26 protein-coding genes are annotated in these 23,864 nt (G+C 39.7%); 24 read left to right on the plus strand and 2 right to left on the minus strand.

Going from position 1 to position 23,864, the window contains the following annotated elements; genetic code table 11:
- Positions 1 to 15 precede the first annotated feature (15 nt).
- Positions 16 to 618 (plus strand): branched-chain amino acid aminotransferase, encoded by a 603-nt coding sequence (locus ACE198_RS20675; protein WP_375376881.1) that lies wholly within the window; start codon positions 16 to 18, stop codon positions 616 to 618.
- 83 nt (positions 619 to 701) lie between these two features.
- On the plus strand, positions 702 to 1,475 hold the full coding sequence (locus ACE198_RS20680; protein WP_375376882.1) for a cobalamin-binding protein: 774 nt from the start codon (positions 702 to 704) through the stop codon (positions 1,473 to 1,475).
- Between the two features lie 197 nt (positions 1,476 to 1,672).
- Here the strand turns inward: ACE198_RS20680 and ACE198_RS20685 are convergent, their stop codons facing one another.
- Complete coding sequence (locus ACE198_RS20685; protein ID WP_375376883.1) at positions 1,673 to 1,972, minus strand: hypothetical protein; 300 nt, start codon at positions 1,970 to 1,972, stop codon at positions 1,673 to 1,675.
- A 139-nt stretch (positions 1,973 to 2,111) separates the two neighbouring features.
- Here ACE198_RS20685 and ACE198_RS20690 point away from each other — a divergent pair, with 139 nt between their 5' ends.
- The 21 genes from ACE198_RS20690 (at position 2,112) to ACE198_RS20790 (ending at position 20,419) form a co-directional block, all read left to right on the plus strand.
- Entirely contained in the window at positions 2,112 to 2,792 is a 681-nt protein-coding gene (locus ACE198_RS20690) for an oxidoreductase (RefSeq protein WP_375376884.1), read from the plus strand.
- A 12-nt stretch (positions 2,793 to 2,804) separates the two neighbouring features.
- A complete protein-coding gene (locus ACE198_RS20695) occupies positions 2,805 to 3,611 on the plus strand; it encodes a uroporphyrinogen-III synthase (protein WP_375376885.1) in 807 nt (268 codons plus the stop codon).
- Positions 3,612 to 4,245: 634 nt separating this feature from the next.
- Complete coding sequence (locus ACE198_RS20700) at positions 4,246 to 5,616, plus strand: NAD(P)-dependent oxidoreductase (protein ID WP_375376886.1); 1,371 nt, start codon at positions 4,246 to 4,248, stop codon at positions 5,614 to 5,616.
- Between the two features lie 33 nt (positions 5,617 to 5,649).
- Complete coding sequence (preA, locus tag ACE198_RS20705) at positions 5,650 to 6,936, plus strand: NAD-dependent dihydropyrimidine dehydrogenase subunit PreA (RefSeq protein WP_375376887.1); 1,287 nt, start codon at positions 5,650 to 5,652, stop codon at positions 6,934 to 6,936.
- A 21-nt stretch (positions 6,937 to 6,957) separates the two neighbouring features.
- Entirely contained in the window at positions 6,958 to 8,376 is a 1,419-nt protein-coding gene (gene hydA, locus ACE198_RS20710) for a dihydropyrimidinase (protein WP_375376888.1), read from the plus strand.
- Between the two features lie 32 nt (positions 8,377 to 8,408).
- Positions 8,409 to 8,849 (plus strand): hypothetical protein, encoded by a 441-nt coding sequence (locus ACE198_RS20715; protein ID WP_375376889.1) that lies wholly within the window; start codon positions 8,409 to 8,411, stop codon positions 8,847 to 8,849.
- Between the two features lie 123 nt (positions 8,850 to 8,972).
- Positions 8,973 to 10,604: a PucR family transcriptional regulator gene (locus tag ACE198_RS20720; RefSeq protein ID WP_375376890.1), complete on the plus strand. Its 1,632-nt coding sequence runs from the start codon at positions 8,973 to 8,975 to the stop codon at positions 10,602 to 10,604.
- A gap of 226 nt (positions 10,605 to 10,830) precedes the next feature.
- Positions 10,831 to 12,186 (plus strand): aspartate aminotransferase family protein, encoded by a 1,356-nt coding sequence (locus tag ACE198_RS20725; RefSeq protein ID WP_375376891.1) that lies wholly within the window; start codon positions 10,831 to 10,833, stop codon positions 12,184 to 12,186.
- Between the two features lie 319 nt (positions 12,187 to 12,505).
- Positions 12,506 to 13,468, plus strand: coding sequence for a DNA-binding transcriptional repressor DeoR (locus tag ACE198_RS20730; RefSeq protein ID WP_098571294.1), 963 nt, complete (start codon positions 12,506 to 12,508; stop codon positions 13,466 to 13,468).
- Entirely contained in the window at positions 13,461 to 14,120 is a 660-nt protein-coding gene (pduL, locus tag ACE198_RS20735; protein ID WP_375376892.1) for a phosphate propanoyltransferase, read from the plus strand. Before ACE198_RS20730 ends, pduL begins: the two co-directional genes overlap by 8 nt.
- Before the next feature lie 5 nt (positions 14,121 to 14,125).
- Positions 14,126 to 14,872, plus strand: coding sequence for a hypothetical protein (locus tag ACE198_RS20740; protein WP_375376893.1), 747 nt, complete (start codon positions 14,126 to 14,128; stop codon positions 14,870 to 14,872).
- Complete coding sequence (locus ACE198_RS20745; RefSeq protein WP_098571291.1) at positions 14,869 to 15,168, plus strand: EutN/CcmL family microcompartment protein; 300 nt, start codon at positions 14,869 to 14,871, stop codon at positions 15,166 to 15,168. Before ACE198_RS20740 ends, ACE198_RS20745 begins: the two co-directional genes overlap by 4 nt.
- A gap of 2 nt (positions 15,169 to 15,170) precedes the next feature.
- Entirely contained in the window at positions 15,171 to 16,604 is a 1,434-nt protein-coding gene (locus ACE198_RS20750) for an aldehyde dehydrogenase family protein (RefSeq protein ID WP_375376894.1), read from the plus strand.
- Positions 16,605 to 16,717: 113 nt separating this feature from the next.
- Positions 16,718 to 16,996 carry a BMC domain-containing protein gene (locus ACE198_RS20755; protein WP_098571329.1) on the plus strand — a complete coding sequence of 93 codons (279 nt, stop codon included), beginning with the start codon at positions 16,718 to 16,720 and terminating at the stop codon, positions 16,994 to 16,996.
- Between the two features lie 11 nt (positions 16,997 to 17,007).
- A complete protein-coding gene (gene tpiA / locus ACE198_RS20760) occupies positions 17,008 to 17,847 on the plus strand; it encodes a triose-phosphate isomerase (protein WP_098571289.1) in 840 nt (279 codons plus the stop codon).
- Complete coding sequence (gene rpiB, locus ACE198_RS20765; RefSeq protein WP_251458885.1) at positions 17,844 to 18,302, plus strand: ribose 5-phosphate isomerase B; 459 nt, start codon at positions 17,844 to 17,846, stop codon at positions 18,300 to 18,302. The genes tpiA and rpiB overlap by 4 nt, the downstream gene beginning before the upstream one ends.
- Positions 18,303 to 18,393: 91 nt before the next feature.
- Positions 18,394 to 18,681 carry a EutN/CcmL family microcompartment protein gene (locus ACE198_RS20770; RefSeq protein WP_375376895.1) on the plus strand — a complete coding sequence of 96 codons (288 nt, stop codon included), beginning with the start codon at positions 18,394 to 18,396 and terminating at the stop codon, positions 18,679 to 18,681.
- Positions 18,682 to 18,957: a BMC domain-containing protein gene (locus ACE198_RS20775; RefSeq protein ID WP_026567441.1), complete on the plus strand. Its 276-nt coding sequence runs from the start codon at positions 18,682 to 18,684 to the stop codon at positions 18,955 to 18,957.
- Entirely contained in the window at positions 18,957 to 19,217 is a 261-nt protein-coding gene (locus tag ACE198_RS20780) for a EutN/CcmL family microcompartment protein (RefSeq protein ID WP_251458887.1), read from the plus strand. Before ACE198_RS20775 ends, ACE198_RS20780 begins: the two co-directional genes overlap by 1 nt.
- Before the next feature lie 177 nt (positions 19,218 to 19,394).
- Positions 19,395 to 20,042 carry a deoxyribose-phosphate aldolase gene (gene deoC, locus ACE198_RS20785; RefSeq protein WP_375376909.1) on the plus strand — a complete coding sequence of 216 codons (648 nt, stop codon included), beginning with the start codon at positions 19,395 to 19,397 and terminating at the stop codon, positions 20,040 to 20,042.
- A 176-nt stretch (positions 20,043 to 20,218) separates the two neighbouring features.
- Complete coding sequence (locus ACE198_RS20790) at positions 20,219 to 20,419, plus strand: helix-turn-helix domain-containing protein (RefSeq protein WP_375376896.1); 201 nt, start codon at positions 20,219 to 20,221, stop codon at positions 20,417 to 20,419.
- Positions 20,420 to 20,488: 69 nt separating this feature from the next.
- On the opposite strand, the gene ACE198_RS20795 is transcribed toward ACE198_RS20790, so the two are convergent.
- The gene (locus ACE198_RS20795; RefSeq protein ID WP_375376897.1) at positions 20,489 to 21,424 is read right to left on the minus strand and encodes a hypothetical protein; all 936 of its coding nucleotides are present in this window, start codon (positions 21,422 to 21,424) and stop codon (positions 20,489 to 20,491) included.
- A 98-nt stretch (positions 21,425 to 21,522) separates the two neighbouring features.
- Here ACE198_RS20795 and ACE198_RS20800 point away from each other — a divergent pair, with 98 nt between their 5' ends.
- Entirely contained in the window at positions 21,523 to 23,769 is a 2,247-nt protein-coding gene (locus ACE198_RS20800) for a DEAD/DEAH box helicase (protein ID WP_375376898.1), read from the plus strand.
- Positions 23,770 to 23,864 lie beyond the last annotated feature (95 nt).

The raw sequence follows: 23,864 nt of genomic DNA on the forward strand, positions 1-23,864 counted from the left end.
GGAGGAGCAATTTAGATGATAAAAGACCATATCCTACAATACATAGATGAAAGGCAATCCAATCAAAAGACAGGGGCAATCACACTTTTTAAAGAAGAAAAGGACTATGCTGAAAAAAACCAACTAGCTGGAAACCTTCAACTTTCAGAGAAAGATGCGAGTATCCGATTCGCTGACGCATACATTGAACGGTGTGATAAAGAAACAGAAAACATGTTGAAGAATGAATCATCAGCATTTTTAAATGAGCATCTTGATTACTTAAAAAAGCATAAAAATGAGTTTATTTACGTTGAATCAAATTGGTTTGATTTAATAAGTGTCGAAGCTGTTTCTTTAGAAGCAGATGATGTCTTTGGGACCTATGATGTTATGTTAGGTTTAAAGCTGCAAAAGAAATTTGAAAAATCATTAAGGGAAAATTTAAATAGCCTCCTAAACGGGGATGAAGCGAAATTTGATTTAATGTTCAGTCAAGATGACGGCTTATGGAATTTGAATTTCGCCTTAAATTTTGTCGAGGATTACAAGGAAGAGTTAACCATAGGTGAGGCATTTCAACTCATTTACCGCTTTTTATTTCAGTTGGTGGAAGCGGTCGAAGGTGAACGGAAATAAACTTGGTCAAAGACGCATGGATAGTAATTGATATCCATGCGTTTTATGATTAATCGCTAAATAGGGAGGAGAGATATTAAAAGATGCGAGTCATTTCCTTATGCCCGAGTAATACAGAAATTATTGAATATCTCGGTTTAACACACTTGTTGGTAGGAGTCGACGATTTTTCCGATTGGCCGGCTTCAATTGAAAGTCTGCCTAAATTAGGTCCTGATTTGTCAATTAATATGGATTTGGTTGAAGAATTAAAGCCAGATTTGGTCCTTGCATCTTTAAGTGTTCCAGGGATGGAGAAAAATGTGGAAGCTTTACAGATACGTGGAATTCCACACCTTGTGTTAAATCCGCAATCACTAACAGACATTGAAAATGACTTAATGATAACGGCTGAAGCACTCGGAGAGCATAAACGTGGAGTAGAAGCAGTAAGGCAATTTCGTTTTCGCCTTGATAAAGTTAAACAGAGAAGTGCAAATCAATATTACAAGCCAAAATTGTACTGGGAATGGTGGCCAAAGCCAATTTTTACCCCTGGTAAAAGAAACTGGCTCACGGAGATTTCTCAGGCTGCTGGAGCAATGAATATTTTTCAGGATGTGGATTTAGCAAGTGTTCAAACGGAATGGAAGGATGTATTATGCCGTGAACCTGATTTTATTTGTCTTGCTTGGGTAGGAGTGAGAAAAGAAAAAATCCAAAAAAGCATTGTTATGAAGCGTAAAGGATTTGAAAAACTAGGATATGAAAGTGATGATCGAATTCTAATTCTTGAGGAAGAGCTCTACTGCAGACCCTCCCCAAGACTCATTATTGGTTTAGAAAGATTAGTAGAGTTAATCCATAGAATTCACTGAATACTTGTGATGTTTAGGGCAAATGAACAGGTCATTCATTGCCCATATGGAGATAAAAATTCACTAAACGGTAAATAAAACTGTCTTTCATTTCCCAGAGGAGTGTAATTATCCTCATTAGGGTAAATGAAAAGATTACAAAAGATGATTTTACCGTCTAAAATGAAAAAGGAGGGATTAGTAGCCCTCCCTAAAATTCAACTAAGATCCTCCTTTGAAATCGAGATTGCCGAACCTGTTGAAGTATGTTCGTTTATCCATCCCAGCGAGGTTTGAGATACACTCGTCCAATCAGGTATGATATCCTTATGCTGCTCGACCCAGCTCATACAGTATTGTGGATCAATATTATAATCAAGGCACTGAGCTAAGAAAGATTGGATGGTGTCTTCATTGCAATTTTGCCATGACCCACAGGTATTACTCCACACATTTTCCATTTTTGTTTGCAGTGAAACCTCATTAATAAAATTACTAAATTGAAAATCGTTTGGCATATATGTTCCTCCCTTATTAAAAATTCACATTCATAAGTATGTCCAATCTGAAAATAATTGAACAAAAATCCACCTATTAATTCAAAGTTTGTGTAATAATCTTAATAAGGCAGTTGGTTGGAATAAAAGGAGTCTAGATATGGAAAACAAAAGAAAAACAGCGCTAATACTAGGTGCTACTGGACTAGTAGGAAAAGAATTGGTAAATATCCTCATCCAACAAAAAACCTATGAAAAAATCCATTTGTTAGTACGAAGACCAATTGTAAGTCATCATCCTACATGTGAAGTGCATGTTGTTAATTTTGAGGAACTTCATACATACCGAGAATTATTTCAGGTAACGGACGTTTTTTGCTGTTTAGGAACGACCATTAAAAAAGCAAAAAGTAAAGAAGCATTTCGAAAAGTAGATTATGAATATCCAGTCGAGGCAGCTAAAATAGCGAAAAGTTGTGAGGTAGAGAAATTTCTAATTATCACTGCAATGGGAGCAAATGCTAAATCAAGTATTTTTTATAATCGAGTAAAGGGTGAAGTGGAAGAATCTTTAGATAATTTAAGTTTACCATCTCTACATATTTTTAGGCCATCACTTTTATTTGGGGACAGAAAAGAATTTCGTTTCGGAGAAAAAATTGCCGCAAAAACAAGTGCCATTATCAATGTACTCATGGTTGGTCCATTACGACCTTATAAAGCCATTGAAGCTAAAAACGTTGCAACGGCAATGGCAGTAGTAGCGAAAGTTGGTAAAAGTGGGATGAATGTTTATCCTTCCCATAAGATCGAACAAATCACAAAAGAAAAATTAGTCTGAGAGGTATGTACAATGGAAAAGGGTTTGACCGGAAAGAAAGTCGTTATCTGTGGTTCACGAAAGATAGAAGAAATAAGTACACTAATTGAAAAACAAGGAGGCGTTCCTCTCGTTCGACCCCTTCAAGGTACAGTATTTTTAGCAGAGAAAGAAGTAGAACCAGATATACGTGATTTCGTGGAAAATGGGGCGGATTGGGTGATTTTCACCACTGGAATTGGCTTTGAAACACTTGTGGATTTAGCTGCAAAACTTGGATTGAGTGATTTATTTTTTAAAAATATTCGTGAAGCCAAGATCGCCTCGAGAGGATACAAAACACTCTCTGCACTGAAAAAATATGATCTAAAACCACTTGTGGTCGATGTGGATGGAACAACAAAAGGATTAGCACTAGCACTCGAAACCGTTGATTTCTCGGGAACAAGAGTTATGGTTCAACTCCATGGTGAAACAGCTCCTGCGTTAACAAAATTTTTAGAAGAGCGTGGGGCAACTGTAAAAAAAATTCTTCCATATCAGCATATTGCACCAGATAAAGAGGTAGTAGTTCGGTTAATACATGAACTGCAGTTCAATAAGTGTGACGCGGTTTGCTTTACCACAGCTACCCAGGTCCACTCGCTTTTTGAATACGCGAGAGAACATAATATCTATGCAGATATCGTGACCGCTTTCAATAAAAAGGTAGTTGCTGGTGCGGTTGGGAAAGTAACCGAAGCAGCTTTAAAAGATGAGGGAATCGAAAGAATTGTGGTCCCTGAGAAGGAAAGAATGGGAGCTATGGTGGTCGAGTTAGCTAAATATTTTTTGAATTAATCTGATTTAAGTGTACCTCCTTTACGGTGGGTACTTTTTTTTCAAAAAGACCGGAATTCCTAAGTAGTAGAAAATGTCGAGAAGTTTTTACTCATACTGTATCAAAGATTTTGTTTTTATAAGAGAGAGGAAGTCCTATTAAACATGTAAAATTCAGGTAATCAAACTCTACAAGGCCACCAAATAAAGTATGTAAGAAAAATTGACAATTCGATATAATATTACATTTTTTTTGATATCATTATGTTAAATTGAAAAAGTATCAGAAAAGAATACAAAAAAATCCTGCCCTCTATGAAAACTTTATCCAATATTCCTTTTAATGCTTACATACATCAATGTACCCTCTCTGATTCTACATTCTTAGGAGACATCTTACTTTTTTACATAATGGTTAATATATTACATGCATTCTTTTACAGATTGTCAGGTGAAATGCCTATTTACAGTCTGTAAAATTAAATTAGGATGCAGAATTTTCTGCAAAATACATATATGAACAAAAGGAGTTGGTCCCTTTTTGGTAGTATCATATTTATAAAGCGCTTACATTCTAATCTCAGTAAAAAAACAGGACAACTTTCTGCCTTCAAAAAGTTTTAAAAATCGGTATATAAATGAAGGAGGTTTCTTTATGGCGAATGATAAAATGCAGCGTATTTCCTTATCTAATCTTGAAAAAAACTTTCTAGAAGTGGAAAGTGGGCTTACAAACCGTGAGGCTGTGGAAGAATCCAATCGCTGCCTCTATTGTTATGATGCTCCGTGTATTAAAGCCTGTCCGACAGGTATTGATATTCCTACTTTTATTAAAAAAATTGCTTCAGGAAACTTATTAGGATCTGCCAAAACAATCATGTCATCCAATCCTGTTGGTGCAAGTTGTTCGCGAGTATGTCCTACTGAAGAATTATGTGAAGGTGCTTGCGTGCTGAATCACTCTACTAAACCAATTATGATTGGTAATTTACAAAGATATGCTACTGATTGGGCAATGGTAAATAATCAAACACTTTTTCAACCAGGTCAAGCCAATGGTAGGACAGTGGCTGTCATCGGCGGGGGGCCAGCGGGACTATCCGCTGCTAGAGAACTGGCAAGGCTAGGATACGATGTTACAATTTTCGAAGGTTCTGAGAAAGCGGGCGGTTTAAATACGTACGGAATTGTATCTTTCCGATTACCGCAAAGAATTTCCTTCTGGGAAGTTGAACAGGTTGAGAAATTGAATGTCGATATTAGAACTAACACATTTGTCGGTAAGGATATTTCTGTAGAAGAGATCACGGAAAATTTTGATTATATTATCCTGGCAGTAGGTATGGCTCATGTACCAAACCTTGGCGTGGAAGGTGAAAACCTAGAGGGTGTATATGATGCGATTGAATTTGTCAAAGCAACCAAAAGCGGTCAGTTATCTGAAGATTTTGTTGGAAAACGCGTTGTTGTCATTGGGGCCGGAAATACCGCGATAGATGGGGCAACCTGTTCTGTCCGATTAGGAGCAGAAAACGTCAAAATCTTATATCGAAGAACGGAAGAAGAAATGACCGCTTACGACTTTGAATATGAATTTGCCAAACAGGACGGTGTGGAATTCCGCTGGTTGACGGCTCCAAAACGGATTATTGGTGACGAAACTGGTAGGGTGACTGGCATTGAGTGTATCAAAATGGAACTTGGTGAGCCTGAAAAAGATGGTCGCCGACGTCCAACAGCCATTGAGGGGTCAGAGCATGTCTTGCCGGTCGATGCTGTGGTGAAAGCAATTGGTCAGACCAGACACCTCAAACTGATTGAAGAGTTCGGCATCGATCATAATGGCGGGGTAGTCAAGGTCGACTCTGAAACCTTACAAACTTCCAACCCTAAAGTATTTGCCTGTGGAGATGTTGTATTTGGAAAAGGCAATGGTGACGCCATGGTTGTTACGGCTGCACAACAAGGTAAAGATGTGGCTTATGCGATTCATAAGCAATTTTCCTTCGTAGGGATGTCAAACTAATATCTCAAATGAAAATAGAGAGGAGAAAAATAAATGGCTGATTTACGTACTAATCTTGCAGGGATTAAATCTCCGAACCCGTTCTGGCTTGCGTCAGCACCGCCGACCAACTCTGGCTATCAAGTACAGAGAGCCTTTGAAGCAGGGTGGGGTGGGGCAGTTTGGAAAACGCTGGGCGATCCGATTCTGAATGTATCTTCAAGGTTTGCTGCTGTAAGCTTTAACGGACAAAGAGTGGCAGGCTTCAATAATATTGAACTAATAACTGACAGACCGTTAGATGTTAATTTAAAAGAAATCTATGAAACGAAAAAGAGATTTCCAAACCATGCCATTATTGCCTCGCTCATGGTGGAACCGAAGCAAGAAAAGTGGCATGAGATTGTTAAACGTGTTGAGGATGTCGGGGTGGATGGGCTTGAGTTAAACTTCGGATGTCCTCACGGGATGGCTGAGCGTGGCATGGGTTCTGCTTCCGGTCAGGTACCAGCTTTAGTTGAAAGGCAAACCTATTGGGCGAAGGAAGTAGCTAAGACACCTGTTATTGTAAAATTAACGCCAAATATTACCGATATAACAGCGACGGCCGAAGCGGCTTGTAATGGTGGTGCTGATGCGATTTCTATGATTAATACGATTAATAGCTTGATGGGAGTCGACCTTGATTCATGGAATACCATTCCCCATGTTGCCGGAAAAGGAGCACACGGCGGTTATTGTGGACCTGCAGTAAAGCCAATTGCTTTGAATATGGTGGCAGAATGTGCAAGACATCCACGTATTAACGTTCCAATTTCAGGGATTGGCGGGATTTCTAACTGGAAGGATGCCGTTGAGTTTATGTTGATGGGTGCAACTGGTGTACAAGTTTGTACAGCCGCTATGCACCATGGTTTCCGCATTGTCGAGGACATGATTGAAGGTCTTAGCCATTACCTCGATAGCAAAGGGATTGCATCGGTTTCTGATATCATTGGGAAATCCGTTCCTAGATTCTCTGATTGGGGCAATTTGGATTTAAACTACAATATCGTTGCTCAAATCAATAAGGATGTTTGTATTAATTGCAATAAATGCCACATTGCCTGTGAAGATACTTCGCACCAATGTATCGATATGCTGACAGACGAAAATGGGAAGAGTTACCTCAAGGTGCGTGAAGAAGATTGCGTTGGCTGTAATTTATGCTCGATTGTTTGTCCAGTTGATGGAGCTATTGACATGGTGGAGGCCACGAGGGAATTAGCACCAATGACTTGGAATGAACGTCAAGCTGCCTTAAGCGGCGTAGCCGAATTTAAAGCAGATATTATCAAATAAATGATACGGAGGGAATTATCGATGAAAAAAATAATCAAAAATGGCACGATTGTTACCGCTGCTGACACATATCAAGGAGAAATATTAATCGAGGATGGCAAGATCACCCAAATCGGCTCGAATTTATCAGCGATTGGTGCTGAAGTTATTGACGCAAAAGGCTGTTTTGTTTTTCCTGGCGGGATTGATCCACACACTCACCTCGACATGCCTTTTGGCGGAACGGTAACAAAGGATGATTTTGAGTCAGGCACGATTGCAGCTGCCTTCGGGGGTACGACAACGGTTATTGATTTTTGCTTAACCAACAAGGGTGAGCCGCTGAAAAATTCTATTCAAACCTGGCATGATAAATCGAAAGAGAAAGCTGTCATTGATTATGGGTTCCATTTAATGATTTCAGAAATCAATGAAGATGTCCTGGGTGAACTTCCACAGGTAATTAATGAAGAAGGTATTACTTCCTTTAAGGTATTTATGGCATACAAAAATGTATTTCAAGCAGATGATGAAACCTTGTTTAAAACACTTATTTCCGCAAAAGAACACGGTGCCTTGGTGATGGTCCATGCAGAAAACGGAGATGTCATTGATTACTTAACCAAGAAAGCCCTTGATGAAGGGAATACTGAGCCAATTTACCATGCTTTAACAAGACCTCCAGAATTAGAGGGGGAAGCGACTGGCCGTGCCGCAAATTTCACGGGGCTTGCTAACTCACAGCTATATGTGGTCCATGTCTCCTGTGCGGATGCAGTAGAACAAATTGCTAAAGCACGCAGCAAAGGCTTTGATGTTTGGGGGGAAACGTGCCCGCAATATTTAGTCCTTGATCAAAGCTACTTAGAGAAACCGAATTTCGAAGGTGCAAAATACGTTTGGTCTCCGCCGCTTCGAGAAAAGTGGAATCAAGATGTTTTATGGAATGCTTTGAAGAGCGGTCAACTGCAAACTCTCGGCTCCGATCAGTGCTCTTTTGATTTTAAAGGGCAGAAAGATTTAGGAAGAGATGATTTTACTAAAATTCCGAATGGAGGCCCGATTATTGAGGATCGTTTGTCGGTTTTATTCTCTGAGGGAGTGAAAAAAGGACGGATTAGTCTAAATCAATTTGTCGATATTACTTCCACTAGAAGTGCAAAGCTATTTGGTTTATTCCCGAAAAAAGGGACAATCGCCGTTGGAGCAGATGCAGACCTTGTGATTTTTGATCCGAATATCGAACGAGTAATTTCGGCGGAAACCCACCATATGGCTGTGGATTATAACGCATTCGAAGGAATGAAGATCACTGGTGAACCAGTTTCCGTATTGTCCCGTGGGGAATTTGTTGTCCGTGACAAGCAGTTTGTAGGTAAACCAGGTTCGGGCCAATATTTGAAGCGAGCGAAATATAATAAAAATGCACTTGTCAACCAAAGCGAAACATTATCAATCTAATAATGATAGGAAAAATGATTAATAGATAGGCTTTGTTTAAGGTTATTATTGATTTTGGCACACTGTTGATTGGAGCGGAAGGCGCGAAGACTCCTGCGGGAGTACGGGGCAGGGGAGACCCCGCAGGCGCTAAAAGCGCCGAGGAGGCTCCCCGCAACGCCCGCGGAAAGCAAAGTGCCTGGAGAGGAAATCAACAGACCAATTTAACACAGCCAAAAATTATAAAAGAATTATATGAATTTAAAGGGGGAGCTTGGATGTCAGATTATCAGCAATTTTTAGATGAAAGAGACAAAATTGATTTTCTTATCCAAAAGGGGTATCAGATCAGTGGTGTAAATGAACATCTAAACGGGGCCACCGTTGAATTTGTCCACCCAAACGGAAATATAACCGAAATACTTAAGATTGGAACAGCAAATGCCCGTAAGTATTTTACTAGTCTATTATTAAAGCAAAACCACACCAGCTAGTCCATGCCTAGAGAAATAAAGGTATACTTCCCTATTATTCATTAGAAATAAATGAAAGGATTGGTTGCAAGGCCAATCCTTTTTAATCTAATATTTTTGATGATATTTTCTAAGGAGAGCCAAATGATTAAAGACCATTTCCATTTAACAGTGGCAGATATCTTAAAGCGAAAGAACTTTGAACAATCCCACGTTATTGCGGGAGAAAAAGGCATTCAACGATTTGTCAAATGGGTTCATGTTGTCGAGGCCACGAGTATTCGTAATCTTCTTAATGGAAATGAACTTATTCTTTCAACAGGGATTGCTTGGAGGGAGAATACGGACTTATTTGTTTCGATGGTAAAAGAGTTTCTTGATAACCAAGCTGCAGGATTATGTATTGAAATGGGAACTTACATCACAGAGATTCCTGCGGAGGTCATACAAGTTGCTAATGAGCATCATTTCCCCATCATCGTTTTTTCAAAGGAAGTTCCGTTTGTACAAATCACTCAAGATATTCACTCGCTGATTATTAATCAGCAATACCAAAAGATATCTGATTTGGAAAATTACTCCCAAAGCCTAAATAAACGACTGTTAACGATTGAAAGTTATGAAGATATACTAAAATGTTTGTATTCTTCTCTGGATTTACAAGTTATTTTTCGTTTGAAAAATGAGGATTATGAATTTATTCCAGACATCAATCTACTCGAACAAAAAACAGTCATTCACCAGCTCAAGACCTATAAAACAGACCCATGTGAAAACATTGCCTCCCAACCTATTTTCTTATTTGGGCAAGAATGTGCGGAGTTATTTATTTATTCTAAAAATCTACCAATCACTGAATACGATGTATTGATTTTAGATCGGACTGCTACAGCGCTGGCCCAGCATTTATTACGAGATATGTATGTTGAAGAAAAAAAGCGTGTCGAGGAGTTTGAGTGGTTGTATGGCTGGCTTGAAGGTGAACATTCCCCCGAAAGCATTAGTGAATATTTTGCGCAAAATCGGGTCAAAACAAAAACCAATGAAGCTGTAGTCTTAATTACTAGGCTTATTCCCCTCAAAGAGAAAATTACTCAAGATGTAACGTATTTAAAACTATTATTTCGTTCGGTCCTTGAACAAAATGGTTTCACGGTGTTTTCTGTTGAAAAAAGAAATGAAATAACGTTCATACTGGTAAACAACCGGACCAAGAAGAATGTAAAGGAACGAATGAAAACAGCAATCGAATCCATACTTGAATCAGAGTTTATTAGAAAACAATGTTCAGCGAAAATAATGATTGCCGCTGGAAGTTTTATCGGAAATTTAAATGAAATACATAAAAGTTATCAAACTGCAAAAGAAACTCAGCGAATTCAGCAAAAGATGTCTAATAAAGCTGACTATTATTTTTATGAAGATTTGCATTTATATCGGTTGATCTCGCAAATGAGTAAACATATCAATCTACAAGAGTTTGCTGCAGAGTATTTACAGCCAGTGATTCAATATGATCAGAAATATAATGGCAAGTTGTTAGAGACATTAAAGGTTTATTTAGAGTGCAATGGCTCAAAACAGGAGGCGGCGAGCAAGCTTTTTATAGTCAGGCAGACACTTTATCATCGCTTGCAAAAGCTTGAAAGCATTCTCGGTGAAGACTTTATGGAACATGAAAAACGAGTTGCCATTGAATTTATGCTGCTGGTCCAAGACTATTTAGCATCTTCCCCATCCAGTATAAATTATCCTAAATATCAAATATTGGAATAATGGCTGATAGTTGCTCATACTGTCCAAGAAATGCCCTGCCTCATTTCACATTGTGTCTAATGAATGAATACTTTGGATACGAGAAAATGAGTTTATAGGGTTTATATTATTAGAAAATTTCATAAAAAGAGATAAAAATTAGGAGGTTTATCTATATATATGAATGCAACAAAAAGGATACGTCCGTTTTAAAGAATTAAAAAGTACAAGTAATGGAGGGAAAAAGATGGTTCAAACGAGTCGATCACAGGAAACTTTGTTGGAACAGGATGAAAAGTATGTCTGGCACTCCATGAAACCTTATAATCCAAAAGCCACATTGGTTGCAGCAAAGGCAGAGGGCTCATGGGTAACTGATGCTGATGGAAAACGGTATTTAGATGCGATGGCCGGCCTTTGGTGTGTGAATATTGGTTATGGAAGGACCGAATTAGCTGAGGCAGCCTATGAACAGCTGAAGGAAATGGCCTATTTTCCACTTTCACAAAGCCATGTTCCAGCCATAAAACTCGCAGAAAAGTTGAACCAAATGTTAGGTGATGAGTATGTTATCTTTTTCTCTAACAGCGGTTCTGAGGCAAATGAAACGGCTTTTAAAATCGTAAGGCAGTATCACCAGCAAAAGGGGGAACAAAACCGTTACAAAATCGTCTCCCGCTATCGTGCCTATCATGGAAATTCGATGGGGGCACTCGCCGCGACCGGCCAGGCACAACGAAAGTACAAGTACGAACCGCTTGCACCAGGCTTTATCCATGTCTCACCACCTGATTCCTACCGGGATGATATAAATGTCAACGATCCAAATGAGCTATCCTCGGTAAAAGAAATCGATCGGACGATGACATGGGAGTTAAGTGAAACGATCGCCGCCATGATTATGGAACCGATTATTACAGGCGGAGGTGTCCTCATTCCGCCGGATGGCTATATGAAAGCCGCAAAAGAAGTATGTGAAAAACACGGGGCGCTGCTCATAGTTGATGAGGTTATTTGCGGGTTTGGCCGTACAGGTAAGCCTTTCGGGTATATGAACTATGGCGTGAAACCCGATATCATCACAATGGCAAAAGGGATCACAAGTGCCTATCTGCCTCTTTCTGCAACGGCGGTACGCAAAGACATATACGAAGCATTTAAAGGTACAGAAGAATATGATTACTTCCGTCACGTCAATACATTTGGCGGGAATCCAGCGGCATGCGCGCTCGCTTTAAAAAATCTCGAGATTATGGAAACTGAAAAATTATTTGATCGTTCTCGAGATTTAGGGGCTCAGCTATTAAACGATTTAAGGAATCTTTTACAAGATCATCCATATGTAGGGGACATTCGTGGAAAAGGGCTGTTAATTGGAATTGAACTAGTGAAGGATAAGCGGACCAAGGAACCACTTTCTAATGACCTTGTCAATAAAGTCATTGCCAACTGTAAGCAGGAAGGGATTATCATTGGAAAGAACGGGGCAACCGTAGCTGGATACAATAATGTGTTAACACTTGCCCCGCCATTAACAATCAAACAGGTGGATCTAACTTTCCTTGTGAAAACACTTACCGAATCCCTCCAGAAGATACGTTAACTAAAAAAATGAGAACCCATGTATATACAATTGTGTACATACATGGGTTCTTTTTTTCATGAGGAGAAATGTAATAGGTTAAAAAGTATCTAAGGATATAAAGAATCTAGTAATTAAATGTCGAAATCTTTTGATAGAATGATTGACAGATGATTTACGTCGGTTATAATTAAATTAACAAATGTTCAATTTGATTTTACATAATTTCATAACTTAGATATTCAGATTGAACAAATGTTAATTTTTTTTCAAAACGTTGTAACCGTTTACTTTTTGTGAAAAATGAGTTTAATAACATTGAAAATTAGGTGAATAAAAGATGGCGGATGAAAGGATTTCACGCCTGGTGGAAGTGGCTAGGATGTATTATCAATTAGACTACAGCCAACAGGAAATTGCGAAAAAGTTGGGTATTTCCCGCCCCACCGTATCTAGGCTTCTAGTTCAAGCTGTTGAAGAAGGAGTAGTCCATATAAAAATATGCGATCCCGCTGAAGACGTTCAGGAATTGGCTATGCAGATCAAGGAAAAGTTTCAATTAAAGGATTGCATTGTCGCATCGATTCCCGAATTTAAGGATGAACTGATCAAAGTGAAACTGGGGGAGGTTTCCGCAGATTATTTATATAAGATTGTCCAAAGCGGCGATACAATTGGGATTACCTGGGGGACAACTTTATATCAACTAGTGAAACAAATTCAACCTAAGAATGTAAAGGATGTAACAATTGTCCAGCTAAATGGTGGGGTGAGTTACTCAGAATCCAATACCTATGCATCAGAAATCGTTAATGGTCTTGCTCATGCATTTCAGACAATTCCACATTTTCTGCAGGTACCTGCCGTCGTAGACCACATTGTGGTCAAACAGGCAATCATAGCAGACCGACATGTTAAAAGAATATTGGAATTAGGCAAACAAGCCAATATTGCCATTTTTACTGTTGGGGATCCTGGTGAACAATCAACACTTATGCATGCGGGATATTTTTTAGACAGTGACATTGAAATACTAAGGGAAAATTATACTGTCGGTGACATCTGTTCTCGATTTATTGATATCAATGGCCATATTAGTCATCAAACATTGAACGATCGAACCATTGGTATCGAACTCTCACATTTAGCGGAAAAAGAATATGGTATCCTCATTGCAGGCGGTAACAAAAAAGTCGAAGGCATCTATGGGGCGTTAAAAGGTCGTCATGCCAATGTCCTCATTACCGATGAGTATACTGCCAGGGCATTACTCGATTTTGGGGGTGAGCACCTAAATGAATAAAGAAAAAATTAGGGAGATCGTCAAAGAGGTTGTCAAAAACTCCCTTATGAAATCTAAGACAGTTCCCATTGCAGCATCTAACCGGCATATCCATTTATCCCCTGAACATGTTGAGCGTTTGTTTGGACATGGCTACCAATTAACGAAGTTAAAAGATTTGTCACAGCCCAGCCAATTTGCAGCAAAGGAAACGGTCACCCTTATCGGTCCGAAAGGGAGAATACATAGTGTTCGTGTCCTCGGACCTGCTAGGGGGATTACACAGGTAGAAGTATCATTATTTGATGGATTTACCTTGGGAGTCAAGCCGCCGATTCGTAATTCTGGGGATATTAACGGATCAGAATCAATTACCATACAAGGACCACGGGGGCAAATTACCATTCGTGAAGGCTTGATCTCTGCCGCTCGCCACATTCATATGCACACGAGTGATGCTGAAACATTTGGCGTTCAGGATGGGGACCTTGTTCAAGTAAAAGTGGATGGAGTCCGCGGGATCATTTTTTCAAATGTTTTAATTCGCACTTCTCCTAAATTCAAGCTTGAAATGCATATTGACCTGGATGAAGCCAATGCAGCTGGAATCAAAAATGGACAAATGGGTGAGGTTATTTCCATCCAAACTCCGAAACAAGTGGGTGGGGAGTAATGCTGGTGGATGTTAAAACGCAGGTTAAACTGCTTGTCCAGCAGGTAGTGGAAGCCTACTTAAAAGAGAAAATGGACCCTAAAAAGGATACTCCAATTACAATCCTATTAGGTTATCATTCTTCCGATCCAATAACTGTTTTGGAAGCGGTTACCCAGCTGGTAGATACATATAACGTAACGTGGCTAATTACAAAGGAATGGCTTCCTTTACAAGAAAAAATGAAAGGGCTTTCTTGTGTGCTGTTAGAGGAGATGTCAGATGAAGATTTGGGAACACTGATTGATCAATCTTCCGTTCTCGCAATTCCTCAAGCATCGTACGGATTGCTTTCAAAACTAGCCTTAACGGTGGATGACGAGACAGCAGCGTGGGTGGCTATCCAATATCAATTAAAAGGTAAACCGATTGTCATCGCCAATAACGGTGTGGAACCAAATGTGTACCAACAAATCCATGCCCCGCAAACTGTCCAGGAACGGATACAGTCCTACATAAGGAGAATCCAAATGGATCAGGTCAAGTGGGTACCGCTCAGTAAATTGGTTAATACAGTTGACGAGCAATATGCAGCCTACCTTGATAAGCAATCTCTCGTTCTAGCAAAACATGTAGAAAGAGCTTTTCAGGAGGGACTCAAGGAAATTGAGATTCCGCAAAAAAGCCGGGTCACACCTTTAGCAATAGATCTGGCTAAGGAATTAAAGATTCAATTTAAGCCGATTGATTCCTCGAAAGGAGGGACATTATGATCATTTGTAAAGTGGTTGGTTCCATTGTATCAACTACAAAAGCGGAAAAATTAAAAGGAAAAAAACTAATGATCGTTCAGCCGCTTGATTTGAAGAGCATTGAAGAAGATGGAAAACCGCTTGTTGCCATTGATACCGTTGGCTCTGGTGTGGGAGAAGTCGTCTTACTTGTCAGCGGAAGTTCGGCAAGACAAACAGAGATAACAAACGGTGTCCCTGTTGATGCAGCAATCGTCGGTATTGTTGATCAAATTGAAATTCAAGGGGCCTTAACCTTTAATAAAGGAGGTAACTAACCTTGCAATTAAATGAAACCGATATCAAAAAAATGGTCGAACAGGTCCTCAGTCAACTAGGGCAGAATTCATCAACATTCCCCGCTGAAACTGTCACATCACAAAATGATGTCAAGTTAGGCAATGGCGTGTTTTCAACGGTTGATGAAGCAGCGGCTGCAGCTAGACTGGCCTGGGAAAAGCTTCGCAAACTGCCCATTTCCATCAGAGAAAAAATGATTGAGAATATGCGAGCCGTGAGCCGGGAGCATGCCGAAGAGTTAGCAAAGCTTGCTGTCGAAGAAACTGGCTTAGGCAGAGTGGAAGATAAGGTTGCGAAAATTCTCCTGGCGACGAATAAAACGCCTGGAATCGAAGACTTAGTCAGCACTGCTTATTCGGGTGATGATGGTTTAACACTTGTTGAGTATGCACCGATTGGCGTATTTGGATCAATTACGCCTTCGACCAACCCAGCCGCAACGGTCATCAATAATTCCATTTCGTTACTAGCCGCCGGAAATACGGTTGTTTATAATCCACATCCAAGTGCGAAACGTGTTTCGATTCAAACGCTTCAGCTTTTAAACCAAGCAATTGTTGCTGCCGGCGGACCTGAGAGCACACTCACATCAGTGGCAGCACCTAATCTTGATACATCAGCACAAGTTATGAATCATCCGCAGGTGAATGCGCTCGTAGTGACCGGAGGAGGCCCTGTTGTAAAAGCAGCGATGGCGGTAGGGAAAAAAGTCATTGCAGCCGGTCCAGGAAATCCACCAGTTGTCGTAGATGAAACCGCGATAATTTCCAAAGCCGCTGCTGATATTGTGAAAGGTGCCAGCTTTGATAACAACGTATTATGCACCGCAGAGAAAGAAGTGTTCGTTGTTGATAAGGCAGCTAATTCCCTAAAAGCAGAAATGGTCAAAAACGGAGCAATTGAACTTAGAGGGTTTCAATTTGAAAAACTGCTTGAGAAAGTACTAGTAAAGAAGAATGATCAGTTTTATCCAAACAGAGACTTCATTGGTAAAGACGCAGCGGTGATTTTACATGCAGCGGGCATTCAGGCAAGCCCAAATGTTAAGTTAATAATCGCTGAAACCACTAAGGATCACCCATTGGTAATGACAGAAATGTTAATGCCGATCTTACCGATTGTCAGAGTGCCCGATGTGGATCGAGCGATCGAACTGGCTGTTATTGCAGAGAAAGGCAACCGGCACACAGCAATAATGCATTCGCAAAATATTACGAATCTAACTAAGATGGCACAAGAAATTCAAGCAACGATTTTTGTGAAAAATGGGCCATCAGTTTCGGGCTTGGGCTTTGAAAGTGAAGGCTTTACCACACTAACCATTGCCGGACCAACAGGTGAAGGATTAACCAGTGCAAAAACATTTACTCGCCAGCGCCGCTGCGTTTTAGTAGATGGATTAAGAATCATATAGTGAGGTGTTAGGATATGGCGAAAGCAAAAGAAGATAAAACAGTCACTTCACAAGAAGAGCAACTGAAAAATCAAGAAAAATCAAAATTAGAGATTACTAGAGGAGGAGTTAAAATGGGTCAAGAAGCTTTAGGTATGATTGAAACAAAAGGTTTAGTGGGTGCGATTGAAGCAGCAGATGCGATGGTTAAAGCTGCAAACGTTACCTTGGTAGGCAGAGAATTAGTGGGCGCAGGAATCGTGACTGTTATGGTCCGTGGAGATGTAGGTGCAGTAAAAGCCGCCACTGAAGCTGGTGCAGAAGCTGCCCAACGCGTAGGGAATCTTCTATCAGTACACGTAATACCACGTCCTAACGGTGATGTAGAAGGTATTTTACCTAAATCAGAATAAGGTGAATGGAAATGGAACAATCCATTGAAAGCTATATTAAAAATCTTGTCAGAGATGTTATTGGTCAAAATCTAGGCGGCTTAGAGCTCCAATGTGATCGGCAAACTTATGTGATTGCTAATTGGAAAATGAACAAAGACCTTAATGAGACCGCTGAATTTTTTCAAAAAATAAACAGCAGTCATGATGTGTCAGTGGTTATCTGTCCACCAACCCAACTTCTATATCCGACTCAATTATTTATCAAACAATCTGGAAAACCGATAGGATTGGGCGGTCAAAATGTTCACTGGGCCGACAAAGGGGCTTATACTGGGGAAACATCAGGCAGTATGCTGACGGATGTGGGCTGCGAATATGTCATTATTGGCCACTCAGAAAGAAGACAATATTCTTTTGAAGATGACGAGTTAGTGAACAAAAAGGTTCAGCAAGCGCTCAAGTCTGGTCTTACTCCAATCATCTGTATCGGAGAAACGTTAGGTCAAAAGAGTGCTATGCAAACAGAACAGGTTTTATCCAAGCAAATTATCGGTGCGTTGAAGGATATTGATACAGCCCATTTTATTCTTGCTTATGAACCTGTCTGGGCGATTGGAACAGGGCAATCAGCAACAGCTGAACTGGCTCAAGAAACACACGCGTACATTCGTTCTATTTTAAGACAATTAATGGGTCAAAAAGCGGAGGGTATTTCGATTTTATATGGCGGGTCTGCGAATGAGAGGAACGCTGCAGAATACAGTGCGATGCCAGATATTGATGGTGTATTGGTTGGCGGCGCGAGCTTAAACGCTCATGTTTTTGATGTGATTATCAATGCATTTGCCAAAGGAGAACAAAATTCATGAAAAAAGTTGCGATCGGCTGCGACCATGGTGGATACGAACTAAAAGAAAAGTTAAAGGCCTATTTAACTGAATTGGGTTACGAATATTTAGATTATGGCTGTAAAGCAAATGAATCTGTTGATTATCCAGATATCGCTTTTCTTGTTGGCGAGACGGTAGCAACGAATGATAACTATGTTGGTATTATGATTGATGGTGTAGGCATTGGAAGCGGAATGGTATTGAATAAAATACCTGGTGTCCGCGGTGCAGTTTGCTGGGACTTATCTTCTGTGATTAACAGTAAGGAGCATAATAATGCGAACGTTTTATCAATCGGCGGTCAATTTATTGGTGAAGGCCTTGCCAAACAATTAGTAAAGACATGGTTGGAAACGGAGTTTGCCGGCGGCCGTCATGATCGTCGTGTGACGAAGATTATGGAAATCGAAAGTCGTTTTCTGGGGCGGAATTAGTACTAAATCTGAGATTCGCTGATATACAGTTTAGAGAGAAAAATAGGAGTGTTTAACTCAGAGTTATATAGAAAAAAGGCAGGTTTGAAAAATGTTTGTAGCCAAAGTGATAGGAAATATGGTCTGTACACATAAAAATGAGAACTTAATAGGTTTAAAGCTCCTGATTGTCCAGCCAGTAGATCAGCAATTGAAGGATAAAGGTAAACCACTTGTGGCTATAGATACGATTGGACAATCAGGAGAAGGAGATCTTGTTTACTTAGCAAAAAGCAGGGAATCATCCTTACCGCTTAATAAAGATTTGGTTCCATCAGATGCTGGAATCTTAGGAATTATCGACTACTATAATGTGACTAATCGAATGGAGGAAATATAAATGAGCAACGCATTAGGAATGATCGAAACTAAAGGTTTAGTAGGAGCAATTGAAGCAGCAGACGCCATGACAAAAGCAGCGAATGTTACTTTACTAGGTAAAGTAAATGTAGGCGGAGGATTAGTGTGTGTCATGGTTCGCGGCGACGTTGGTGCGGTTAAGGCAGCAACTGAAGCAGGTGCGGATGCAGCACAGCGTGTTGGCGAATTCTTATCTGTTCACGTGATTCCAAGACCACATTCAGACATCGAGAAAATTCTTCCTGTTGCAAAATAATGAAACTAGCAAAAGTGGTTGGAAATGTCGTATCAACGATTAAAACACCAAGTCATCAAAATAAAAAGCTCATGGTAGTTATCCCTGTGGACGCATCAGGTAAGGAATGTGGGGATGCCATGATTGCCTTCGATCGTTTTTCAGCAGGGGTTGGCGATTATGTCCTGATTCTAGAAGAAGGTGGATCGGCAAGAGACATTTTAGAAGACCCTAATGGTTCTTTTGATGCTGTCATTGCCGGAATTGTTGATCGATTATAATAATGTGGGGTGAGCACGATGCAAATTGAAGCTTTAGTAGAACAAATTACGAATCAAATTATGCAGCAATTAACGAATAAAGAAGCGTTGAAGGAAGTGAAGCCTTCAACTTCTGGAAATGTGACATATAAAGAAGGAACAGCATCATCGATTATTACCGGGCCATCTGTGGCTCGGATGATTGACCATACACTTTTAAAGCCGGAAGCATCCAAAGACCAAATTGTTAAGCTTTGTGAAGAAGCTAAAGAACATAAATTTGCCACTGTTTGTGTGAATCCTTACTGGGTGGCAACCGCAGCCCGCGAATTAAAAGGTTCTGGTGTAGGAATAACCACCGTTGTTGGTTTTCCACTTGGAGCAACGAGCACTTTTGTTAAGAGTGCAGAAACGCGTGACGCGATTGCAAATGGCGCTACTGAAATTGACATGGTTATAAATATTGGTGCCCTAAAATCTGGCGACTTTGAGACAGTGAAAAAAGACATTGAAGGTGTTGTCTTAGCGGCGAATGGTCATGCACCAGTAAAAGTCATTATTGAAACAGGCCTTCTTGAAATTGAAGAAAAGAAAAAAGCTTGTATTCTCGCAAAAATGGCTGGAGCTGCTTTCGTGAAAACGTCGACTGGATTTGGCCCTGGTTGTGCTACTGCTGAAGACATTAAACTTATGCGTGAAGCGGTCGGTCCAGAAATGGGTGTTAAAGCTTCGGCCTGTGTGAGAGATTTAGATACTGCAAGAAAGCTAATCCAAGCCGGTGCAACAAGAATTGGTGCAAGTTCCAGTATTGCAATTATTACAGGCGGTCAAGGTACCGGATATTAATAGGCTATTATTCCAGTGGCTATGTTGAAATTTGAGTATTTCAAGTTGCTATTATTGTTACTTGGAATACTCAGATTTCTTTTTTCTTCTATTATTAAACGTGTTGAAAATATTTAAGTAGTTTAATATAATAAAATCAGCAAAATGAAATCGCTTACATAATGAGGAGGCTTACTATGACCCATATTGGACATCAACTTAAGAAAATGAGATTAAATCGTGAAATTGAGATAGAAAAATTAGCTTTGCTTTCAGGATTATCTGCCGGAACGATTGCTGCGATAGAAGAAGGCGAACTAGATGTTCAGGTTTCCACATTAGCGAAGATTTCTGATGTTTTGAATTGCTCCTTCTCCATTGGTGACGTTTCAATCTAATTCTATTCAAAATCGCCTTTTGGCGATTTTTTTTAATAAAAAAAGACCAAATTGGTCTTTTTTTGGGTGTTATCTATTTCTTCTCCTCCGAGGTCTAAATCGGAAATTGTCACTACTTTCATTTTCCTGATAATAATTCACAACTGGAGCAGCATCAATATATTTATATTTCACTTTTTTAGGGGTCTCAGTGGCTGCCTCTGCCTCAATTACCGCTTCTGAACCTATCACTTCATTAATTGGTTCTGGTTGATCTTCTTCATCATTTACAATTTCAAATAAGACAACTTCAACTTCATTATTTAGAGTTTCAACATCAGTACTAAACGTTCTACCTTCATCATTAATAGTTTCATCTTGAAATTCATTTTTTAGAGCCCCGAAATCAGTACTAAAAGTTCTCAAAGTAGTATTTCTTGGTTTAACTTCAGCTACTGTCTCTTCTGTTTCATTAATTACTTCAATTTCTTCCATCTCTTCAATTTCTTCAATTTCTTCAATCGTATCGTCAAGTATGTCTTCAACGGCATCATGATTTTCAACTTCACTACTTAATTCCAATTCATGCTCATCCGTTATTTCATCTAATTCTATCTCATCGGATAATTCTTCAATTTCAACGTTTTCAAATAAAGCTTGATGTTTTACTTTCTCTATTTTTCCAAGAGCAATGGTTCTCTTTACAGCAATCCCAATAACTTCATCCATTAGAGCAGCGAATTGCTCGAATTCTACATTATTTTCTCCGCTGTTTTGAATGACATTTAGAAAATCCTGATGAAACAGATTAAATTCTTGTTTGAATTGCTCGCGGTCCATTTCTCGAAAAGAAACCCCTTTAATCCGAATAAATCCATAAATTAATTTACTCAATACCTTTGTAACTGCGTGTAATTCTTCCTGGCTTAAATCAGGATCATTTCTTAAATAATAATGGGCATCCCGTAAGGCTTGATAATAACTCTTAAAATTCCGGCTTATTTCTAAGAAATCTAAATTACTCATTAGAAATATCCCTCCATATCTATTTAATGTATAATATTTGGAATCAGCACAAATTTTCCTTTTTTATTAAGGATATGCATCTAGAAGGGATTATTCTAATGAAGGTTATAAATTTTATTAAAGAATGGCAAAAAGCGTTACAGAATGAAATCCTCCATTTAAAAAAATATGGCAGCAATAAGTTTCTTGTTACAAATGGAAGGCTGTTATCCACGGAGGGTTCTTATACATACTACTTCGATACCGCTTTTTCGATTCGTATACCTATCGGTTCTCAGGTTCGACTTGAGTGGGGGAGTATGAAACAGAGCGGTCGAGTACTTTCTTCTGAAGGGAAGGGAGTTATGCTTGCCATGGAACAATCATTTGGAGATTTAATTCACGAAGCACAGCTTTTTCATGATCCATGGGAATTACTTGAACAGCTCATTGAACGTCTGGATGAAATGAAAAAAAATAAGCAAAAACGAATCCGAGTAAAAAGATTGATGGACCCCTCTATGCCTGCTAAGCATCCAATTGAAAAAAGTAAAAGCAATATTCATGAACTCGTTTTACGTTCCAAATACAACCCCGTTACATTCGTTTGGGGTCCTCCTGGAACAGGGAAAACCTATACATTGGCCCGAGTAGCCGCAAATAAGTATTTCCAGGAAAAGAAAGTGTTAATTTTATCACATAGTAATCAAGCGGTTGATGTCCTTATTCATGAGATATCAGCCTTTATTCAAAAGAAAGGCCGTTTTCGTGAGGGGGATGTGCTCCGCTATGGGTTCAATACAGGCGAACAATTTGCCGATCATGAAGCAGTGACCACTAGTCAACTCCTTCAGAAAGAAGATCCTCAGCTAGCAGAGGAGAAGGAACTGTTACTAGCGGAAAGACGGAATTTAAAGCAAGATATCGCTCATTCTTTTAGTAAAAGAGACACGAATCAATTGCTTGAACTAGAAACTAAAATTGCCAGAGTTCTTGAAAAAATCCGTCAAAAAGAGCTTGAATTTATTAAGGATGCGTACATCGTGGGGTCAACACTTGCCAAAGCGGCGGGTGATGCAGCAATTTATGAAAAAGAATTTGACCTTGTCATCCTGGATGAAGCCAGCATGGCTTATGTCCCTCAAGCAGCTTTTGCTGCGACTCTTGGAAAGCGAGTGATCATTTGTGGTGATTTTAAACAGTTACCACCAATTGCCTCCTCTCGGGATCCATTAGTCACCTTGTGGTTAAAAGAAGATATCTTCCATCGCGCTGGTGTGGTTGACTGGGTTCGCGATGGAATGCTGCATCCCCACCTTTTTTTATTAAAAGAGCAACGGAGGATGCATCCGGATATCTCCTCCTTCACGAATCAGTATATTTACCACTCGCTTGTCGGCGATCATGAAAGTGTTCTAAAAAATAGAAAACCAATCGTCGATCTTTCACCCTTTCAAGGAATGGCATCTGTTCTTCTTGATACAAGTCACTCAGGGGTGTATGGCATGACAGAAAAAGCATCGAATTCACGCATGAATATATGGCATGTATTATTGTCCTTTCAGTTAATTCATGAATCGTACGTTGCTGGGGCTCGTTCGATTGGGTATGTGACACCATACCGCGCGCAAGCTAATTTAATGGAGGTACTGCTTTCTGACTTATATGAAAAGGAATGTTCAACCGCTGACATTATTTCTGCGACCGTGCACAGATTTCAAGGCAGTGAACGTGATGTTATGATTTTTGACACGGTGGACAGTGAACTGCAAACACGAGCCGGGATGCTTCTCACTGGTAAGGATAGTGAACGATTGATTAATGTGGCCATCACCAGAACAAAGGGAAAGTTCATACATGTCAGCGATCAATCATTTATTCGAAAACATGTGTATAATGGTAAAACACTAAGGCAGCTTGTGGAACATCAAGGACGTATGCAGCAAACAATCGGGACCAAGGATATTGGAAAATGGATCAAGAATCAGCATCCTAGGCTGCAATGGATGCATGCACGTAAGTTAGAGAAAGTATTCCTGGACCTTGGGGCAGCAAAACGATCAATTATTCTTTCTTTGCCGCCGCAAACGGATCTTTCTGAACAGTGGAAGGAACAACTCCAAAAAAGAAGCCAGTCCGTGAAATTAACCGTTTTGGCGGAAGAATCATGGGAAGAACTGAAGCCCAATCAGATATGGAGCAACAGCTTTCCGTTTCCATTTATCTTGATTGATGAGCAGGTTTTATGGCTTGGTTTGCCATTAGAAGCGGCAAGAGGAGTCCGTCCACCTTATATAGCAGTAAGACTACATTCGGAGAGAATGTGTGAGTATTTAATAGGACAGTTTCAGAAGCGGGAGGAATAGTTTACTTATAGTTCACAAGAAGTAGTTACACGAATTGAGCTAATTTGGTTTTTCTTTGACAATATAATCTAACTTAATTAAAATTAGATTATATA

This window comes from Neobacillus sp. KR4-4 (genome assembly GCF_042136325.1).
Taxonomy (GTDB): domain Bacteria; phylum Bacillota; class Bacilli; order Bacillales; family Cytobacillaceae; genus Neobacillus.

Excerpts from the sequence above, each read along its gene's own strand:
- ACE198_RS20690 (WP_375376884.1), top strand. The coding sequence starts at position 2,112 with ATGGAAAACAAAAGAAAAACAGCGCTAATACTAGGTGCTACTGGACTA.
- ACE198_RS20720 (WP_375376890.1), top strand. The coding sequence starts at position 8,973 with ATGATTAAAGACCATTTCCATTTAACAGTGGCAGATATCTTAAAGCGA.
- ACE198_RS20725 (WP_375376891.1), top strand. The coding sequence starts at position 10,831 with ATGGTTCAAACGAGTCGATCACAGGAAACTTTGTTGGAACAGGATGAA.
- ACE198_RS20680 (WP_375376882.1), top strand. The coding sequence starts at position 702 with ATGCGAGTCATTTCCTTATGCCCGAGTAATACAGAAATTATTGAATAT.
- ACE198_RS20675 (WP_375376881.1), top strand. The coding sequence starts at position 16 with ATGATAAAAGACCATATCCTACAATACATAGATGAAAGGCAATCCAAT.
- ACE198_RS20685 (WP_375376883.1), bottom strand. The coding sequence starts at position 1,972 with ATGCCAAACGATTTTCAATTTAGTAATTTTATTAATGAGGTTTCACTG.
- ACE198_RS20775 (WP_026567441.1), top strand. The coding sequence starts at position 18,682 with ATGAGCAACGCATTAGGAATGATCGAAACTAAAGGTTTAGTAGGAGCA.
- hydA (WP_375376888.1), top strand. The coding sequence starts at position 6,958 with ATGAAAAAAATAATCAAAAATGGCACGATTGTTACCGCTGCTGACACA.
- ACE198_RS20770 (WP_375376895.1), top strand. The coding sequence starts at position 18,394 with ATGTTTGTAGCCAAAGTGATAGGAAATATGGTCTGTACACATAAAAAT.
- tpiA (WP_098571289.1), top strand. The coding sequence starts at position 17,008 with ATGGAACAATCCATTGAAAGCTATATTAAAAATCTTGTCAGAGATGTT.
- rpiB (WP_251458885.1), top strand. The coding sequence starts at position 17,844 with ATGAAAAAAGTTGCGATCGGCTGCGACCATGGTGGATACGAACTAAAA.
- ACE198_RS20780 (WP_251458887.1), top strand. The coding sequence starts at position 18,957 with ATGAAACTAGCAAAAGTGGTTGGAAATGTCGTATCAACGATTAAAACA.
- ACE198_RS20800 (WP_375376898.1), top strand. The coding sequence starts at position 21,523 with ATGAAGGTTATAAATTTTATTAAAGAATGGCAAAAAGCGTTACAGAAT.
- ACE198_RS20755 (WP_098571329.1), top strand. The coding sequence starts at position 16,718 with ATGGGTCAAGAAGCTTTAGGTATGATTGAAACAAAAGGTTTAGTGGGT.
- ACE198_RS20795 (WP_375376897.1), bottom strand. The coding sequence starts at position 21,424 with ATGAGTAATTTAGATTTCTTAGAAATAAGCCGGAATTTTAAGAGTTAT.
- preA (WP_375376887.1), top strand. The coding sequence starts at position 5,650 with ATGGCTGATTTACGTACTAATCTTGCAGGGATTAAATCTCCGAACCCG.
- ACE198_RS20730 (WP_098571294.1), top strand. The coding sequence starts at position 12,506 with ATGGCGGATGAAAGGATTTCACGCCTGGTGGAAGTGGCTAGGATGTAT.
- ACE198_RS20695 (WP_375376885.1), top strand. The coding sequence starts at position 2,805 with ATGGAAAAGGGTTTGACCGGAAAGAAAGTCGTTATCTGTGGTTCACGA.
- ACE198_RS20745 (WP_098571291.1), top strand. The coding sequence starts at position 14,869 with ATGATCATTTGTAAAGTGGTTGGTTCCATTGTATCAACTACAAAAGCG.
- ACE198_RS20700 (WP_375376886.1), top strand. The coding sequence starts at position 4,246 with ATGGCGAATGATAAAATGCAGCGTATTTCCTTATCTAATCTTGAAAAA.
- ACE198_RS20790 (WP_375376896.1), top strand. The coding sequence starts at position 20,219 with ATGACCCATATTGGACATCAACTTAAGAAAATGAGATTAAATCGTGAA.
- pduL (WP_375376892.1), top strand. The coding sequence starts at position 13,461 with ATGAATAAAGAAAAAATTAGGGAGATCGTCAAAGAGGTTGTCAAAAAC.
- deoC (WP_375376909.1), top strand. The coding sequence starts at position 19,395 with ATGATTGACCATACACTTTTAAAGCCGGAAGCATCCAAAGACCAAATT.